Source organism: Glaciecola sp. HTCC2999, from assembly GCF_000155775.1.
Taxonomy (GTDB): domain Bacteria; phylum Pseudomonadota; class Gammaproteobacteria; order Enterobacterales; family Alteromonadaceae; genus Opacimonas.
This window is the reverse complement of sequence record NZ_DS989812.1, coordinates 326,943-343,784: the sequence shown is the minus strand read 5'-3', so window position 1 is coordinate 343,784 and position 16,842 is coordinate 326,943. Positions and strand designations below refer to the sequence as shown.

17 protein-coding genes are annotated in these 16,842 nt (G+C 38.9%); 6 read left to right on the top strand and 11 right to left on the bottom strand.

Annotated elements, in window-relative coordinates:
- Positions 1–3: 3 nt before the first annotated feature.
- Both sdhD and sdhC read right to left on the bottom strand, forming a co-directional pair.
- Positions 4–351, bottom strand: a complete 348-nt coding sequence (gene sdhD / locus G2999_RS07860) for a succinate dehydrogenase, hydrophobic membrane anchor protein (RefSeq protein WP_010180449.1) — start codon at positions 349–351, stop codon at positions 4–6.
- Positions 345–719, bottom strand: a complete 375-nt coding sequence (gene sdhC / locus G2999_RS07855) for a succinate dehydrogenase, cytochrome b556 subunit (protein ID WP_010180447.1) — start codon at positions 717–719, stop codon at positions 345–347. The genes sdhD and sdhC overlap by 7 nt, the downstream gene beginning before the upstream one ends.
- Positions 720–1,149: 430 nt before the next feature.
- On the opposite strand from sdhC, the gene G2999_RS07850 reads away from it, so the two are divergent.
- Together G2999_RS07850 and G2999_RS07845 are read left to right on the top strand one after the other, a co-directional pair.
- Positions 1,150–2,430, top strand: a complete 1,281-nt coding sequence (locus G2999_RS07850; RefSeq protein WP_010180445.1) for a citrate synthase — start codon at positions 1,150–1,152, stop codon at positions 2,428–2,430.
- Positions 2,431–2,512: 82 nt separating this feature from the next.
- Complete coding sequence (locus G2999_RS07845; RefSeq protein WP_010180443.1) at positions 2,513–2,938, top strand: DUF3429 domain-containing protein; 426 nt, start codon at positions 2,513–2,515, stop codon at positions 2,936–2,938.
- A 2-nt stretch (positions 2,939–2,940) separates the two neighbouring features.
- Here the strand turns inward: G2999_RS07845 and G2999_RS07840 are convergent, their stop codons facing one another.
- Together G2999_RS07840 and G2999_RS07835 are read right to left on the bottom strand one after the other, a co-directional pair.
- Complete coding sequence (locus G2999_RS07840) at positions 2,941–4,359, bottom strand: mannose-1-phosphate guanylyltransferase/mannose-6-phosphate isomerase (protein WP_010180441.1); 1,419 nt, start codon at positions 4,357–4,359, stop codon at positions 2,941–2,943.
- Between the two features lie 83 nt (positions 4,360–4,442).
- Entirely contained in the window at positions 4,443–5,318 is an 876-nt protein-coding gene (locus G2999_RS07835) for a pirin family protein (RefSeq protein WP_010180439.1), read from the bottom strand.
- A gap of 107 nt (positions 5,319–5,425) precedes the next feature.
- On the opposite strand from G2999_RS07835, the gene tcdA reads away from it, so the two are divergent.
- Positions 5,426–6,202 carry a tRNA cyclic N6-threonylcarbamoyladenosine(37) synthase TcdA gene (gene tcdA, locus G2999_RS07830; protein ID WP_010180437.1) on the top strand — a complete coding sequence of 259 codons (777 nt, stop codon included), beginning with the start codon at positions 5,426–5,428 and terminating at the stop codon, positions 6,200–6,202.
- 81 nt (positions 6,203–6,283) lie between these two features.
- Positions 6,284–6,922 carry a hypothetical protein gene (locus G2999_RS07820; RefSeq protein ID WP_010180436.1) on the top strand — a complete coding sequence of 213 codons (639 nt, stop codon included), beginning with the start codon at positions 6,284–6,286 and terminating at the stop codon, positions 6,920–6,922.
- A 28-nt stretch (positions 6,923–6,950) separates the two neighbouring features.
- Here the strand turns inward: G2999_RS07820 and G2999_RS07815 are convergent, their stop codons facing one another.
- Together G2999_RS07815 and G2999_RS07810 are read right to left on the bottom strand one after the other, a co-directional pair.
- A complete protein-coding gene (locus G2999_RS07815; RefSeq protein WP_083781694.1) occupies positions 6,951–7,418 on the bottom strand; it encodes a DUF2919 family protein in 468 nt (155 codons plus the stop codon).
- A gap of 42 nt (positions 7,419–7,460) precedes the next feature.
- Complete coding sequence (locus G2999_RS07810; protein WP_010180432.1) at positions 7,461–8,279, bottom strand: sterol desaturase family protein; 819 nt, start codon at positions 8,277–8,279, stop codon at positions 7,461–7,463.
- Between the two features lie 122 nt (positions 8,280–8,401).
- Between G2999_RS07810 and G2999_RS07805 the strand changes: the two genes are divergently transcribed.
- On the top strand, positions 8,402–9,052 hold the full coding sequence (locus G2999_RS07805) for a Crp/Fnr family transcriptional regulator (protein ID WP_198006096.1): 651 nt from the start codon (positions 8,402–8,404) through the stop codon (positions 9,050–9,052).
- A 106-nt stretch (positions 9,053–9,158) separates the two neighbouring features.
- Positions 9,159–10,604, top strand: coding sequence for a 30S ribosomal protein S12 methylthiotransferase RimO (gene rimO, locus G2999_RS07800; protein ID WP_010180427.1), 1,446 nt, complete (start codon positions 9,159–9,161; stop codon positions 10,602–10,604).
- Here rimO and kdsB read toward each other — a convergent pair whose 3' ends face one another.
- From kdsB to G2999_RS07775, 5 genes are all read right to left on the bottom strand, one after another.
- Positions 10,605–11,381: a 3-deoxy-manno-octulosonate cytidylyltransferase gene (gene kdsB / locus G2999_RS07795; protein ID WP_010180425.1), complete on the bottom strand. Its 777-nt coding sequence runs from the start codon at positions 11,379–11,381 to the stop codon at positions 10,605–10,607.
- A gap of 4 nt (positions 11,382–11,385) precedes the next feature.
- On the bottom strand, positions 11,386–11,592 hold the full coding sequence (locus G2999_RS07790; protein ID WP_010180423.1) for a Trm112 family protein: 207 nt from the start codon (positions 11,590–11,592) through the stop codon (positions 11,386–11,388).
- Positions 11,593–11,617: 25 nt separating this feature from the next.
- Positions 11,618–12,583 carry a tetraacyldisaccharide 4'-kinase gene (gene lpxK, locus G2999_RS07785; RefSeq protein ID WP_010180421.1) on the bottom strand — a complete coding sequence of 322 codons (966 nt, stop codon included), beginning with the start codon at positions 12,581–12,583 and terminating at the stop codon, positions 11,618–11,620.
- 17 nt (positions 12,584–12,600) lie between these two features.
- Entirely contained in the window at positions 12,601–14,346 is a 1,746-nt protein-coding gene (msbA, locus tag G2999_RS07780; RefSeq protein ID WP_010180419.1) for a lipid A export permease/ATP-binding protein MsbA, read from the bottom strand.
- A 97-nt stretch (positions 14,347–14,443) separates the two neighbouring features.
- Positions 14,444–16,813 carry a DNA internalization-related competence protein ComEC/Rec2 gene (locus G2999_RS07775; RefSeq protein ID WP_232222436.1) on the bottom strand — a complete coding sequence of 790 codons (2,370 nt, stop codon included), beginning with the start codon at positions 16,811–16,813 and terminating at the stop codon, positions 14,444–14,446.
- Between the last annotated feature and the right edge of the window lie 29 nt (positions 16,814–16,842).

Here is a 16,842-nt window from a genome sequence, read left to right as displayed (position 1 = left end):
AAATTACACTCCCCACAATACGAACAAGCCCACTGCTACATAAGCAAAGGCGATTAAGTTAAGTACATATTGAATACCGGCACGTAAACCTGTTGGTTTAATGTAGTCGGTCAGTACTTGCCATAAACCGATGCGCACGTGGAGCATAATTGACACTAATGCAGCAAACGTAAATACTTTCATAAATAAACTGGCAAATATACCCTGCCAAATTGCAAAACTACTGATATCAGTAGTAATGAATACAAACGCTAGGTAAAATGAATACAGCGCAATAATCAATGCTGTTGCACGTAATGATACCCAATCCTGAATGCCATTACGTTTAATGGATGCTTGATTTGTTACCACAATGCCACCCCTAAAATAACCGTTAATACTACCCAAATACCAATCACAACGTTTGCGCTGGTATTTCCTGATTCTAATTCTTCCCAGTAGCCCATATCCATGATGCCATGACGAATTCCGCCAAGGATATGATAAGTTAAGGCTGATACTGTGCCAATTGCGACAAATTTACCTAAGAAACCATCCATGATGATTTGCACATTATTGAATCCTTCTTCTGAACCAAGCGATACCGCCCAAGCCCAAATCACAAATAATAATGCAAAAAACATCGCCACGCCGGTTACTCGGTGTAAGATTGACGAAATTGCAGAAGGTGGGAATTTAATGGTATTTAAATCCAAATTTACTGGTCTTTGCTTTTTCACAATACGTTAGCCTATTTTCTCATTCGTAGGGTTATAACTGTTCTGCTGTAAACTAATTTTACTTATGAAAACAATCACACATAACTGCTTCATAAAAACACTCACTTTGTTAATTTTTTGTGAATATTTTGTAACTTAAAATATAGTGAAAACTCCCTATATAAAAAGCACTGAGAAGTATATATAGCACGCAGTAGAATTACAATTCTTTGTTGATATTTAAGACATTAGTAGTAATTTTTTATGTGCATCCCTTTATAATTGATAAATAGATACACCATACATAAAAGTTATAGTTAAAAACACAAACGGAATTGTCTTAAATATTGACTTGTAAGGTAAATATAAGTCACACTATGGGCCGTTTTTAAAATGCGAATAATTACATATTGCATATAATTGCATCTATGAAAAATGAGGAGATACACTTATGGCGGATAATAAAGCCATTCTTAAGGTTGATAATAAGGAAGTCGAGCTTCCCATTCTAAAGGGTACAGCGGGACAAGATGTAATAGATGTTCGCACATTAGGCTCAACTGGTTATTTTACTTACGATCCAGGATTTATGGCCACAGGTTCTTGTGAATCTTCAATCACTTACATTGATGGCGCAGAAGGTGTTTTATTACACCGCGGTTTCCCCATCGGAGAATTAGCACAAAATTCTGATTATTTAGAAGTGTGTTATATGTTGTTACACGGTGATCAGCCGACAGCAGAACAGTATGCAGAATTCAAAAATACCATTACCAATCACACTTTGGTTCATGAACAAATAAACATGTTTTTCCAAGGATTCAGAAATGACTCTCACCCAATGGCAATGTTGTGTGGAACAGTTGGTGCGTTATCTTCTTTCTACCACAGTGATCTAGATGTTTCTGACCCACAAGCACGTGTTCGTTCTGCACATCGTCTAATTGCTAAAATGCCGACACTTATCGCGATGGCGTATAAATACAGTATAGGTCAGCCATTTGTTTATCCAAAAAACGACTTGTCTTATGCGGGTAACTTCTTAAATATGATGTTCTCTGTTCCATCTGAAGATTATCAGATCAGTGCTGCTGTAGAGCGTGCAATGGATCGTATATTTATTCTCCACGCAGACCACGAACAAAATGCATCAACTTCAACTGTGCGTTTAGCAGGTTCATCAGGCGCAAACCCATATGCATGTATCGCAGCAGGTGTTGCTTCATTGTGGGGACCTGCTCACGGTGGAGCTAACGAAGCATGTTTAAATATGCTTGAAGAAATTGGCACCGTTGATCGTATTCCAGAATTTATCGCTCGAGCTAAAGATAAATCTGACCCATTCCGTTTAATGGGTTTTGGACATCGCGTTTACAAAAACATTGATCCACGTGCAAAAGTCATGCGTGAAAGTTGCCATGAGGTGTTACAAGAATTGCAATTAGACGATCCATTATTAGACGTCGCTATGGAATTAGAACGTATTGCACTTTCTGACCCGTATTTTGCAGAGAAGAAACTCTTCCCTAACGTTGATTTCTATTCAGGTATTGTATTAAAAGCAATTGGTATTCCTACTAATATGTTTACTTGTATCTTTGCATTAGCAAGAACAGTTGGTTGGATTTCACATTGGCATGAGATGATGAGTCAGCCAGGTCAAAAAATTGGTCGCCCTCGTCAACTTTACACAGGTGAAACAGAGCGTCCATATACACCTATTCAAAAGTAATTAGATTGAAATTTGTGGAAAAGCACCTTATGGTGCTTTTTTTATTGGTCAAAACAAACATAGACTTTAATTGGAATAAATTATGCCCAAACAAGCTACAATTTTAGGTTATCTTGGATTAATACCTTTTATTTCACTCATGATACATACTGTTTTAGAGTTAACCATACTCAATACAGTTCAAGCGTCTATGGCCTTTGTTCAATATTCAGCCATTATTTTATCTTTTTTTGGAGGAGTGCATTGGTATCAGGCGTTAACAGAGCCCAAAAATGGTCATCAAGTTTATGTCGCAATGTTACCCAGCATTATTGGATGGGTCGCATTATTAATATTTAATCAAAAAATCACACTATTTGTTTTGTCAGTGAGCTATTTACTCATACTAATGTATGATAAGTACTACCTCTCTTTACCTAAAGATATGGTTATTCATTATACAAAAATGCGTTTAATATTAACTTCAGTAGTTATTTTTACGCACATGATGATGATATTAAAACATTAAATTCAATCACAACGACCATACCTATCCGAGAATCTGACAATATCGTCCTCACCTAAGTAACTACCTGATTGAACTTCAATTAATTCTAATGTGATACTGCCAGGGTTTTCTAAGCAATGAACTGCTCCAATTGGGATGTAAGTAGATTCATTTTCAGAAATTATTTGGGTCTGTTCACCAATGGTAACCTGGGCTGTACCTGTCACCACAATCCAATGTTCCGCGCGATGATGATGCATTTGTAATGATAGTTTTTCCCCAGGCTTAACTCGTATACGTTTTACCTGGAATCGTTCACCACTATCAATAGCATCATAACTCCCCCACGGTCGAAATACTTCACGGTGGAATACATATTCAGACCGTCTTTGTGCTTTGAGCGCATTGACAACGTGTTTAATATCTTGAACTTTATCTTTGTCTGCCACCATCACCGCATCTTTTGTCTCTACAACCACAACATTATCAAGACCAATCACACTCACAAGCTTTCCTTCCGCATTAATATAACTGTTGGTCGTGTTATGCAACATCACATCACCTATACAGGCATTCCCCAATGCGTCTTTTTCCGTTATTTCCCATAATGATGACCAACTACCAACATCTGTCCAGTGAGTATTTAATGGGATCACTACTGCATCTTGTGTATGTTCCATTACCGCATAATCAATTGAATTATCAGGACAGCTAGCAAATATATCGGTATCAATTCGAGTAAAATCCATATCTTGAGATTGTCTTGATAATGCTTGTTTGCAAACAGATAAAATTGTTGGGGCATATTGCGCAAGTGATTGTAAATAAACGCTCGCCTTAAACATGAATATCCCTGAATTCCAAAAGTAATCACCTGAAGAGACATAAGCTTCGGCGGTAACCAAGTCTGGTTTTTCTACGAACTCAGAAATCTCAAATCCAACATTTTGGCTATGCTCAGTTAATGATGAGCCTCTTTTTATGTAGCCATAACCACTATGTGGTATGTCTGGTGTTATACCAAATGTGACTAATTTATCTTGTTGAGCTAAGTGTTTTGCCTGCTCAAGTGCAATATGAAATTTTGCATGATCTTGAATGAAATGATCAGCGGGCAAAATAAGTAATATAGGATCATCGTCATTTTCAATGGCCTTGAGCGCAGCCAAAGCGATAGCAGGTGCAGTATTACGGCTAACTGGTTCAAGCAAGATCCCCGAGTATGCTAAGTTTTGTTGACGTAATTGTTCTGCGACCAAAAATCGATGTGCTTCATTGCAGATAATTAGCGGGTCTGAGGTACCTGAACCAGCTAAACGCTTAACGGTATCTTGTAACATAGAATCGCTAGAGGTTAGAGATAAAAATTGTTTGGGCATGGCAACGCGTGACTTTGGCCAAAGACGACTACCTGAACCACCCGCCAGAATAATAGGTTTCATAAATTTTTTACACTTTACTTAATGATGCTTGAGCAATATTCAACAACGGTTAAAATGAAAAACACGTTTTACCCATGTTCATATTATTGAGTTAATCGGCCATCACGATAATCCCGCAGCGCTTGTTCTATTTCTGCTTGGGTATTCATAACAAATGGACCATATTGAGCAACTGGCTCGTTAATTGGCTCGCCAGACACAAATATTAAGCGTGTATTTGACTGAGCATGGATGAGTAGAAGATCTTCAAATGCCAAAATACCCAACTCGCCTTTCATCAATATCTGTTCACCAACTTTGATCTGGCCTTCATAAACAAATAGAAACCCGTTGTGTTTTTTGTTTGTATCGAATGTTAAAGACGTTGATGACGTGAAATGAATATCAAAGAATTGAGGATTGATAGCTCTGGTCGTCACCGCCCCCTTTAATCCGTTAAATTCACCTGCTAATACTCTCACTTTACCATCAGTAAAGATATGCTCCGGAATTTGACCGCTCGGAATATCTTGGTAATCTGGAGGAGACATTTTCTCAGAGGCAGGTAGATTGACCCATAACTGGAACCCTCTTAATACACCATTAGTTTGCATTGGCATTTCCGAATGGATAATGCCTTTACCAGCATTCATCCACTGTAGCCCGCCATCTTCAATGAGACCTTGATTGCCTACAGAATCTTCGTGCCCCATTTTACCTTGGAGCATATAAGTAACTGTTTGAAAGCCACGATGAGGATGGGAAGGAAAACCAGCAAGATAGTCTTGCGGTTGATCCGAGCCAAATTCATCTAACATAATAAATGGATCAATGCGTTTTACACTACCTTGACCAATAATACGTGTCAGGGCGACACCGGCACCATCGGACGTAGCCTGACCTTTAGCGATCTGCTTGATCTTTGTTAACGTTTTGTTTTCAGGATTTGTATTGCTTGGATTTAGTTCAGTATGGGACATAATATGACAACTCTCATTGGAAACAATATAATAGTATTACAACATAAACTGTTTGCCGAGTAACGGTGAATAATAAGAACATTACAATTAATTATTTAGAATGATTTATGCAAAAACAACGTTTTGGTGGGATTGAGCGATTATATGAAACGCAGGGTTTAGCTTCCCTAGAACAAGCACATTTCACGGTTGTCGGCGTTGGCGGTGTGGGTACTTGGGTGGCTGAAGGATTTGCACGTAGTGGTGTCGGAACGATCACATTAATTGATATTGATGATATTTGTATCACTAATACAAACCGTCAAGCTCATGCTCTGCAGGATACCATCGGTCAGGCTAAAGTGAGTGCTATGGCACACAGAATCAAACTCATTAATCCTGATTGTATCGTTAATGAAATTGAGGATTTTGTTATTGCTGATAACGTATCTCAATATCTTACCCAGTCCATGGATATAGTGATAGATGCAACCGATAGTATTCCGGCTAAAGCCGCAATGATTGCATATTGTAAACGCAATAAAATTAATATCATTACTATTGGTGGTGCGGGTGGACAAATAGATCCGCGTTTGGTGACGTCTGGCGATCTTGCCAAAACGATTCAAGATCCACTCGCGGCAAAACTTCGCTCTGAATTGCGCCGTCAGTATAATTTCAGTAAAAACCCTAAACGTCGTTTTGGTATTGAATGTATCTATTCTACCGAGCAGCTGCGCTATCCCCAGGGAGATGGTACTGTTGGAAAACAAAAACTCTCTGATGAAGGTGCTGTCAAATTGGATTGTGAAACTGGATTTGGTGCCAGTGTTGCTGTTACAGGTACATTTGGGTTTGTCGCTGTAGCGCAAGCAATTAATAAATTTCTGAAACAACGTGCATAATTCTATTCAGTTGCAACGAACATTTGATCTGAACGCTTTATCGCACGTAAAAATGCCTTTAAGTAAGCTAAATTCAAGCTCATGAAATATTATTCTTCGCTCCCTATCACTGCTCTGCTCGCGCTTATTTTATTAGCAGTTTTAGTTAATTATCATATTATTCCTCCGGGTGGAGAACTACTTAGTTTATTACGAGATAGTGCTGGTGATTATTTTTATACCTTAATTCTAGTGATTATATTATTAGAGTCCATTGTCTATGTTGGCTTTTACTTTCCCGGACAATTTTTTGCGGTTCTGATGGTAATAGGTGCGAGTCCAGGTCCAAGTGATATCTTTAAATTGACCATTGCAATGGTGCTCGGTGCCACCATCGGTTCCGTCATTAACTATGAAATTGGCCGACGAACAAGTGCCAGTGAAATAAATAAGCGCGTTTCTGATCCTATAAAATTTAACTCTTTGCTAATCGCTATGATCCACATTAACTCTTTAGCATTCTTCATGGTCAACCAAGGCGCGGCCAATCGAAGTCGAAAGATCATTGGCTTAGCAGGGATCCTAAATCTACCCTACTATTTGCTGTTAATATTTGCTACGGCGACATTAAGTGAAGAAGTAATGCAATTAGCAGAGAACTCGACATTTTTAATCAGTGTAGTTGTTATTTGGTTGATAATAGCGTTATACATGGATATTAAAAAACATCGACAAACATAATACTTACCCACCATTATTTACACTATAGTTAGCGCAACCAATCCTTCAACATAAGCTCAATATGTTGACTTCTAAGCATGTATACGCCTATTAACGATATACCGAATATACTCAATGCTAGACTGTTGTGATAATTAAATTGTGCTTGCACTAAACGATTCATTGAATAAATGAGTTGTGCAATAACTGCTAGCGACATCAAGATCCCAATCCAATATACCCAACGTATTTTGCCCTTGTCCCATAATGTATTGCGGTAACTGGCTAAGAGCATGGCTAATAAGGCCGGTAACCCTAAAATGAGTGACACGTATAAATCTTGATGTACTGGAAACCAAAATTCCAGGATTTCTTTTTCTTTTCCACGAATAGTGATTGAACCTAAAAAGATTAACCAGCTTTTCATTAAGAAAAAACCTGAAAACCAAAATAAATTGGGAGGAATGACACGTCCGGCATGGTCATAACAGTGAAGGGGAAGTGGAAGTTTGTTCATAAGACCTGATTATACGTAAAAATTTACCAGGCCTCACGCAAATTATTCAGTGATCTTAGTGGGTTTTTTCTTGGATTTGATCAGTGGCCAAAATAATTGTTCTGCCCACTCTGCTTTTCTCATTCCTTCGATACCATATTTATCTGGGTAACGACGCGTAATTTTAGCTGTGCCAAATAACACATCCCACAAAAACAATAAATTACCATAGTTGCCTTTGTAATGAGTGACGCCATCTTCCATCGTTAAACCATGATGTGCGCTGTGGGTAGATGGGGTTGAAATTGTACGTTCGACGACCCAGGCTAATGGTGCAAGTGCTTTTGTACTGTATAGAGCTCGATCCCACTTCCATTCCGAATGTGCTCCTATTATGACCAGCATTTTAAATACTAAATACACCGCATAAGACCAGCCTAGCCCAAGATAAATAAGTACTCCTGAAAACCAGATAGAAGGCATCAACAAGTAATAAAAAAAGTTATTGCGATACACAATGCGAACGCTCATATATTTTGCATTGTGATGCGCACGATGTAAAAAATATAGAAAACGGCTGTTATGGGATGCACGATGCCACCAATATTGCATCATGTCGTCAAATATTAATAACAACGCAATATGTAAAACAATTGATGAATTCGCCAATACGCCAGCATATTCCGGCAGGGCTTGTCCCATTAAAAAAGCAGATGTGAATAAAATTAAAGGTTGGGTAAACATGAACAGCATGAGTGAACCAATAATTTCTACATAACCATCGCTTTTGACTTCACTCTCTTTCCTAAAGAATTTACCATTTTTTGCTTCTATCAATGCAAACGTCACAAAAATAGCTAAAATCGCATATTGAAAAGTCACAATGTTTATCTCCAATTTTTAAGTGATTCAGATTATAAAGACTAAGTAACAACTAAAAAATATAGATCTATACTTTTGTGGTCGATTTGTTATAACATTTTAACATGAGCGATTTACAAAAAATGAGCAATAGACTGCTAGACTTATGTGAAGCACATGGTGAACGTAAGATTTATCAAGCAGGTCAGCAAATCCATCAACGCGGTGATAAAGAGCCCGGTCTCAAAGTCATCCAATCTGGTATCGTGAAAGTCGGTAACTATGGACTCGATGGCAAGTATCAACTCGCGTCATATTTATCTCGAGGAGATAGCTTTGGTGAAGTCACCGTTATTGTTAATAAACCACGTACACATCATTCTCAAGCATTAGATGACGTCATTATCAGTCACCTTTGCCGTAAAAAATTTGATTATTTACATCAACACGAGCCTGAATTTAATACCTATTTACTGACTTCTCTGGCCGCTAAACTCAATACGGCCTTGGAGTTAATGGATGATCACAGACGCTTACCTACGCACGTTCGCTTAGCGAAATTACTATATAAACGATGCCATCAAAACGGAATCAACAGCATTAAATTACGTCAACAAGATTGTGCTGAATTACTTGCTGTAACAGTACTAAGCTTACATAAAGCATTACATAAACTCACTGAAATAGGCTTAGTGTCGACTTCATATGGTGCCATTATCGTACTTGACAAAATCAATTTAGAATACTGGCTGAATGAGCATTTGTCGTTATTACCCGTTCATTATTCATCTTAATGTGTTAACTAATAATGGCGTTAAACTTGGACGTATAATAAACGATTCTGAATTTCATAAAACCTTACTGTATAATGTCAACATTGAGTTTATTTAGAGTAAATGTATGTCGGTCGAACAATTTGATCCCAACCAAAATAACACACCGAAGACTAAATCGTCGGTTAAACAAACCACCACATTAGAAACCCCAGTGAAAGTGATTGATGCTCAACACGGTACACAAAATTCAACCGCAGCGAAAATTGGTTTTGTTTCTTTGGGTTGTCCAAAAAACTTGGTAGATTCAGAACGCATCCTCACCCAGTTGCGTACAGAAGGTTATGATGTTGTGTCCACATATAATGATGCGGAGTTAGTTATCGTTAATACCTGTGGATTTATTGACTCTGCAGTCGAAGAGTCGCTAGATACGATTGGTGAAGCGTTAGCTGAAAATGGTAAAGTCATTGTCACGGGCTGTTTAGGGGTTAAAGAAGACGAAATTAGGGAAGTACACCCGAATGTCTTATCCATCACAGGACCTCATGCATACGAGTCTGTCGTAGAACAAGTCCATGAACACTTACCTAAACCTGCTCATAATCCTTATTTGAATTTAGTACCCGATCATGGTGTGAAATTGACACCTAAGCATTACGCCTATTTAAAAATATCGGAAGGCTGTAACCACCGATGTACTTTTTGTATTATCCCATCAATGCGCGGGGATCTAGTCTCTCGCCCAGTCGGTGAAGTACTCAACGAAGCGAAACGTTTGAAAGCAGCAGGCGTGAATGAACTATTGGTAATCTCTCAAGACACCAGTGCCTATGGCGTCGATGTGAAACATAAAACTGATTTTTGGGACGGAATGCCGGTTAAAACCCATATGAATCAATTATGTGAACAGTTGGGAACACTTGATATGTGGGTTCGTTTGCATTATGTATACCCTTACCCTCATGTAGATGATTTGATCCCATTAATGACGCAAGGCAAGGTGTTGCCTTATTTGGATATTCCTTTCCAACATGCTTCAAAACGGATACTACGTCTAATGAAGCGTCCAGGCTCTGCCGATCGTACTATTGATAGAATCAAAAAATGGCGCGAAATTTGTCCAGAATTAATTATTCGTTCCACTTTTATTGTGGGCTTCCCTGGAGAAACCGAAGCAGAATTTGAAGAGTTACTCGCTTTCTTAGAAGCGGCTCAAATTGACCGAGCGGGATGTTTTAAATATTCACCTGTTGAAGGTGCGACGGCAAATGCGTTACCTGATCATATTCCTGAAGATGTCAAAGAAGAGCGATTAGCCCGGTTTATGGCAGTTCAAAGCCAAATCAGTGCGCAGCGTTTGCAAACGCGTATTGGTAAAGAATATCAAGTTGTTATAGATGAAGTGACGTCAGAAGGAGCAGTCGGACGTTGTTTCGCTGATGCTCCTGAAGTTGACGGAGTTGTGCATCTAAATGGGGTCTTTGATGTAGCCCCAGGAGAGCGTGTCTGGGCTGAAATTATTCACGCCGATGAGCATGATATCTGGGGCGTTTTATCTGAAGATGAGTAATTAAACCCCTGATGCTAGAATATTAGCTAAATCTTCTGGCGTATCAATCCCCGGTGGAGGTGTGCTCAACGCCTCTGCCACATGAATTTTATATCCATGATACAACACTCTTAATTGCTCCAATGATTCTATCTGTTCTAAATCGCTCGGAGTTAATGTCATGTACTCTTTAATAAACCCAGCACGATAAGCATATATCCCAATATGGCGATAATGAGAATGTGTCAGTGGTGAATGAATATCGCTCACGGGTTTTGTTTCAGTACCAGCCATAAACTCATCTCTTACATACGGTAATGGCGCACGTGAAAAATACATCGCCATACCATGCTTATCCATCACCACTTTTACCGCATTTGGATTCATCAACTCAGCAGGAGTGGTAATTGCACATGCTAAAGTGGCCATCACTGCTTCAGGGTGCTGAGCTAAGTTTTGAGCAACTTGGCGAATAATATCGACAGGAATGTGCGGCTCATCACCTTGAACATTCACAATAATGGTTTCATCGCTGGCATTTAATATGTCAACGACTTCAGCCAAACGTTCAGTACCTGACTGATGATCCGGTGATGTCATGATGACATTCGCTCCAAAATCATTTACGACTGATTCTATTCTGACATCGTCAGTAGCCACATAGACGGCATCTGCTTGAGCCGCCATTGAGCGCTCTACAACGTGTTGGATCATCGGTTTGCCATGTATATCTGCCAAGGGTTTACCTGGAAAACGAGTTGACCCAAAACGAGCGGGAATGATTACAATAAAAGACATGAGATTATTTTACCTGTTCGTATTCAGCAAGTAAGAGACTTCTTGCTTTTTGCTCTATTAAAATAGGCGCATCACCCAACACGGGGAACGCTAAGCGGTCAAATTTACACACTAATTCTGGCGCTTTAGTATCCGGATGCGTGTGCCAAACCAGACTTCCTTTACATATAGGGCATGCTAGAACGGATAATAATAATGAATCAAATGCCATTGCTATATACCTCTTTAGTTAAGGGTCATCTCAGTAGTCGTAACTTATCCGATAGTTGCACTAAAAAGTCACCTGAAAAGGAGGCTTTCACTGGTAAGTAATACCAAGATGGTAGCGCAAACGCACGACATTTCACAGCATCTTTCTGTGTCATTAAAATGACACCTGAGGGCACATCTGCAGGCGAATATGCAAAGTGATCATCATAAAATAAGGAATTAGCATATTGAATATTCAACCGATCACATGTCTCTTCAAAACGTCTAGGGTTACCTATTCCTGTCATGATAAAGTCAAACTTTGAAGGTAAATGCTCTGACTGTTTATCCTCACTGTTTAGCAAAGGAATGATCGACTGAGGTGTAAGCTCCATATAATATTCGTTAGGGTGTTGCAGCGTTGCCGAGTTAATAATAATAAAGTCTACATCGTTAAGCCGTTGAGGTAACTCACGTAAATTACCTACAGGTAATAACCACCCATTTCCGACGCGGCGTTCATCCATAACCACTATTTCAATATCACGCTGTAATGCATAATGTTGTAAACCGTCATCACATACAATGACATCGCAAATCTTGGCTAGCTGTTGTCCACCTCTAACGCGATTAGGGTCGATAATAACTGGGACATTGGTTTCTTGGGCCATTAATAATGGTTCATCACCCACATATTGTGCAACATCATCAGTTTTTACCCGATATGGAAACCGTTTACACGCACCGCCATACCCTCGAGATAGAATACCAGGTTGATACCCTTGCGCAATTAAGTGCTCAACAATGGCTAACACTGTCGGTGTTTTACCATTACCGCCAACACTTATATTTCCTACTACAATTACTGGTACGTCGAGTTTATGTGAGGCTTTTAAATTGATGTTATATAAAACACGACGGATTGTGCTTAAACAACAAAATAATGCGCTTAATGGCGCTAAAAGGTAAAGCCATTTAGCCTGTTTACTCCATGCACGTTCAATGGTATTCATGGAAATTACCACATGATTTATTCACTGAATTGCATGGTATGGAGCTGTGCATAAACACCACCTTCTTCCAGTAATTGTGAGTGACTGCCCTGCTCTACAATTTGTCCTTGGTCAATGACCAAAATTTTATCCGCTGACTCAATCGTTGATAAACGATGCGCGACGACAATGCTTGTACACTGCTGCTGTAATTTAATTAATGCATCTTGAATTAGACGCTCAGACTCTGTATCTAGAGCAGAAGTGGCTTCATCCAGAATTAAAATAGGGGCATTTTGTAATATCGCTCGAGCAATCGCAATGCGTTGACGTTGGCCACCGGAGAGCATCAAACCATTTTCACCAACAACAGTATGAAAGCCATCATCTAAATCGGTTACAAACTCAGTAACGTGAGCAATTTTTGCGGCCTCAACAATTGCTTCAAACGCCACCTGATCTTGCATACCATATGCAATATTATTAGCGATCGTATCGTTAAATAATGTGACATGCTGAGACACCAACGCGAACTGTCTACGTAATGAAGTTAATTCAACATCGTTAATATCATGTCCATCAATTAAAATTTGACCTGTTTGAGGCTGATAAAAACGAGTCAGTAAGCTTGATATCGTAGATTTACCTGAACCTGAGCGTCCAACTAATGCAATGGTCTCTCCTGCCGCTACGTCGAAGCTGACATTTGTCAGAGCATTTGTTTTCTTATTTGGATAAGCAAAATTAACATTTTCAAACGATAACGCACCACTGACTCGTGATAATGTATGCGTTGAACTATTTGGCTCAAGGGTTTCATCAAGCACCTTAAAGATACTTTTACAAGCCGCCATACCACGTTGGAAATGGCTATTGACGGTGGTAATTTGTTTTAATGGTTTTAACAGCATCGTCATACAAACTACGACTTGGGTAAAGACCCCTGCAGTTAAATTTTCAACTAAGCCTGGCACACTCGCAATAAATAACACAACAGCAAGTGCGATGGAGGCAATAATCTGAATGGATGATACGCTGAGGATCCTTGCTACACTGAGTTTAAGTGTTTGTTGGCGATTTTCGTTATTTTTTTTAGCAAAACGAGTCGACTCACTTTCTGCTCCACCAAACATTAAAACAACTTTATGCCCTTTAACCACTTGCTCAACGGCAGTAGTCAAGTTACCCATAGCATCTTGAATACGTTTCGAAACTTTACGAAACCGTTTACTCACAACCGATACCACCACTGCAACGAGTGGCGCAATAATTAAGAATATAGCGGATAATTGCCAAGAATAATAAAACATGACAATCAATAACCCAATGACTAATGCCCCTTCACGCACAAGGGTTAACAACGCTTTCCCTGCGGCTTGAGCAACTTGCTCTGTATCAAATGTTAATTTTGAAATCAATTGTCCAGTGGAGTGTTGATCATGAAAACTGACAGGCAGGTTAATGTAGTGAGCAAACAATGCTTGACGCATATTCATCACTACTTTGCCAGAGATCCAATCTAACGTATAAGTACCCATGAAGTTAAAAACGCCACGTAATACAAATAACGGAATAATCAAATATGCAGCAATACGTAAAAATTCAAAATTTCCCTGACCTAAAGACTCATCGATTAATGGTTGGAGTTGGGCAATAACAAATGCATCGATAGCGGAATAACCAATCATACCGACGATTGCGATACCAAAATACAGTTTAAACGCGGTTAAATAACCTAAAAATCGTTTAAATATTGATGGTTCCCTTCTTTTAGGCAATGTCATGCTCAAACGTAAATATCCTACTTATGCTGCTTTATCATAGTATTGTACCTGTATTTAAAAGGTTACCCAAATAAATGTGGGGATAGTTAAGTAATTATCAATTAACTCCATACCAACGTTGACGATACCATGGGTCAAATTCAGAGCCACGCACAGTTGAGATATGCATCATTGATGAATGCGAGCGTTGCATCCACGATAACGTAATTTGACCAACTTCTTCAGTAGATAATACCGTTATGTTGGCATCATGATAACGCTTCATAACAACATCATTAGGAAGATCATAACGATTCATAAAACCCACAGAGACAAGTGCATATTCAGGTTGAACTCGTTCAATAAAGGCTGTCGTTGAAGATGTTTTACTTCCATGATGAGGGACGATCAGAATTTCTGAATGCAAATTGATATCTCCTTGGTCATGATATTTGGCCAGTGTTAACTCTGTACTTTTCTCGATATCTCCGGTAACTAATATATGCTGTCCATTAGGTAAGCTGACTCTCACTACACATGACATATTATTGGATGACGATGTTTCAGAAACTAATGTGTGAGGTGGCCATAGTACATCGACTTTTACATCGTTGGGCCAAAGATGAGATTGTCCTTGCCTACACCCTTCATGTGTCGAATATATAGGCGTTAGCGGAAAATACGTGATAAACCTGGGTATACCTCCAGCATGATCTTTATCAAAATGACTGATATAAAGGGCCTTGATATTGATATGAGGTTGAGCATTTACATAGGCTAATAAAACACTATTAACCATATTGAAACTCTCGCCAAAATCATTGCCCACATCAAACACATAGGCCGAATCATTCACTAATAATAGTGCACTACTACCTTGCCCAACATCAAATACCGTAAACGTAATGTTAGGTGTTGGATCATGTTGATTGTTAACGTTGAAATGATATTCCCAAACCGACATTCCTGCGGGTATTAATAATAGGCACCACCCCCATAATCGCCATTGTTTATAAAAGACGAAAAAGACCACTATGCCCATCAGTAAAGCAACACACCAAACGGGATCTAGAGAAATGTTCACAGGCGCGAACACGGTTGATAGTATTGGGAATTGAGTCATCATGTGTAAGCCAGATATTAGCCCGTTAAACCCCATATTAAGCAGCCACATTCCACCATTTATTATTGAATCGAATGAGCTAATATCGTATTGTATTTTTATTAAATACACACACAATAGCATCATACCTACAGGCACTAAGAACAGTGTCACGATTGGAATTGCCCATAAATTTGCCAATATACTCCAAGGAAAAATCTGACCAAAAACGACGATATTAATAGGGAATAACAGTATAGTTAATGCAATCTGTATCATAATGAATGCCATCACCTTATCCCACAAACTGCGTACTGATTTCGACAGACAATGGACAATAATACTGATCGCACTTACGGCTAGAAAGCTTAGCCAAAATCCGGTATTGAAACTACTTAGAGGGAAGCTAACTAACACACCACAAAGGCATAATAGATATTTATGCCACATAGATATGTTGAGCTGTTTATAGTGGATATATAGACATAACAGCAACACAATGAAAGCACGTAACATCGGAATAGTAAATCCCAATAAATAGCAATAACCCCATGTCCCAATTAATGTGGCTAATAATACATATTGATCAGAAAAGGCTTGTCGATTAACTAACTTACCCAGCTTAGCAACCGTATGAAATATATAATAAATCCAGCCAGCCACTATGCCTATATGCAAACCAGAGATCACGAACAAATGAGCCGTTCCCGTATGTCGAATCAGTACTTTATCGCTTTTGGTTAAATCATGTTTATAACCTAATATTAAGGCATTAATCCAAGGTTGATGATTAAATTTGCCAGTATTTATAGCAATTAATATTCTTTGTAGCATAGAGATATCATCGTTAAGTAGCACCGGCTTCTCATTAGCTTTAATGTATCCTGTCGCTGATATACCTTGCCCGATCAGATAACGATGATAATCAAACCCGGCTTCGTTTGCTAACCCTCTGGCAGGCTTGAGTTTTACTAAAAATTGCCAATCTTGCCCCTGATATACAGGCACGTTAGGATAGTACCAATTGAGTCTTATCTTAAAAGGAATGACTGGTTTATGGTCGACTTGACGAACCAGTAGTTTCACAACAATTTTATTCACGTGCTCAATATCATCATGATGCAAGCTAGCTACTTCACCTATTACTTTTATCGGCCTGTGAAAATCGACACTGTTAGTTTTTTGTATATACTGATGTCCTATCCAATTACAATAGAGCCATGCTACAATTACACCTATTGTAAAATATCCCATCAGACGCACTGTTTTCGAACGATTATCGTTTAGGTAACGGGGCAAAATTGACAGAGTAATTATTACAATAGAAGTGACCCATATAATCGAATATCCCTCTGGTAACTTTGGCCACCAGGAGAACGACACCATGCATAATGCAAAACCGGATAACGTCGTTG

Coding starts and splice junctions, on each gene's coding strand:
- G2999_RS07850 (WP_010180445.1), top strand. CDS start 1,150: ATGGCGGATAATAAAGCCATTCTTAAGGTTGATAATAAGGAAGTCGAG.
- G2999_RS07845 (WP_010180443.1), top strand. CDS start 2,513: ATGCCCAAACAAGCTACAATTTTAGGTTATCTTGGATTAATACCTTTT.
- G2999_RS07840 (WP_010180441.1), bottom strand. CDS start 4,359: ATGAAACCTATTATTCTGGCGGGTGGTTCAGGTAGTCGTCTTTGGCCA.
- G2999_RS07835 (WP_010180439.1), bottom strand. CDS start 5,318: ATGTCCCATACTGAACTAAATCCAAGCAATACAAATCCTGAAAACAAA.
- tcdA (WP_010180437.1), top strand. CDS start 5,426: ATGCAAAAACAACGTTTTGGTGGGATTGAGCGATTATATGAAACGCAG.
- G2999_RS07820 (WP_010180436.1), top strand. CDS start 6,284: ATGAAATATTATTCTTCGCTCCCTATCACTGCTCTGCTCGCGCTTATT.
- G2999_RS07815 (WP_083781694.1), bottom strand. CDS start 7,418: ATGAACAAACTTCCACTTCCCCTTCACTGTTATGACCATGCCGGACGT.
- G2999_RS07805 (WP_198006096.1), top strand. CDS start 8,402: ATGAGCAATAGACTGCTAGACTTATGTGAAGCACATGGTGAACGTAAG.
- rimO (WP_010180427.1), top strand. CDS start 9,159: ATGTCGGTCGAACAATTTGATCCCAACCAAAATAACACACCGAAGACT.
- kdsB (WP_010180425.1), bottom strand. CDS start 11,381: ATGTCTTTTATTGTAATCATTCCCGCTCGTTTTGGGTCAACTCGTTTT.
- G2999_RS07790 (WP_010180423.1), bottom strand. CDS start 11,592: ATGGCATTTGATTCATTATTATTATCCGTTCTAGCATGCCCTATATGT.
- lpxK (WP_010180421.1), bottom strand. CDS start 12,583: ATGAATACCATTGAACGTGCATGGAGTAAACAGGCTAAATGGCTTTAC.
- msbA (WP_010180419.1), bottom strand. CDS start 14,346: ATGACATTGCCTAAAAGAAGGGAACCATCAATATTTAAACGATTTTTA.
- G2999_RS07775 (WP_232222436.1), bottom strand. CDS start 16,813: ATGGTGTCGTTCTCCTGGTGGCCAAAGTTACCAGAGGGATATTCGATT.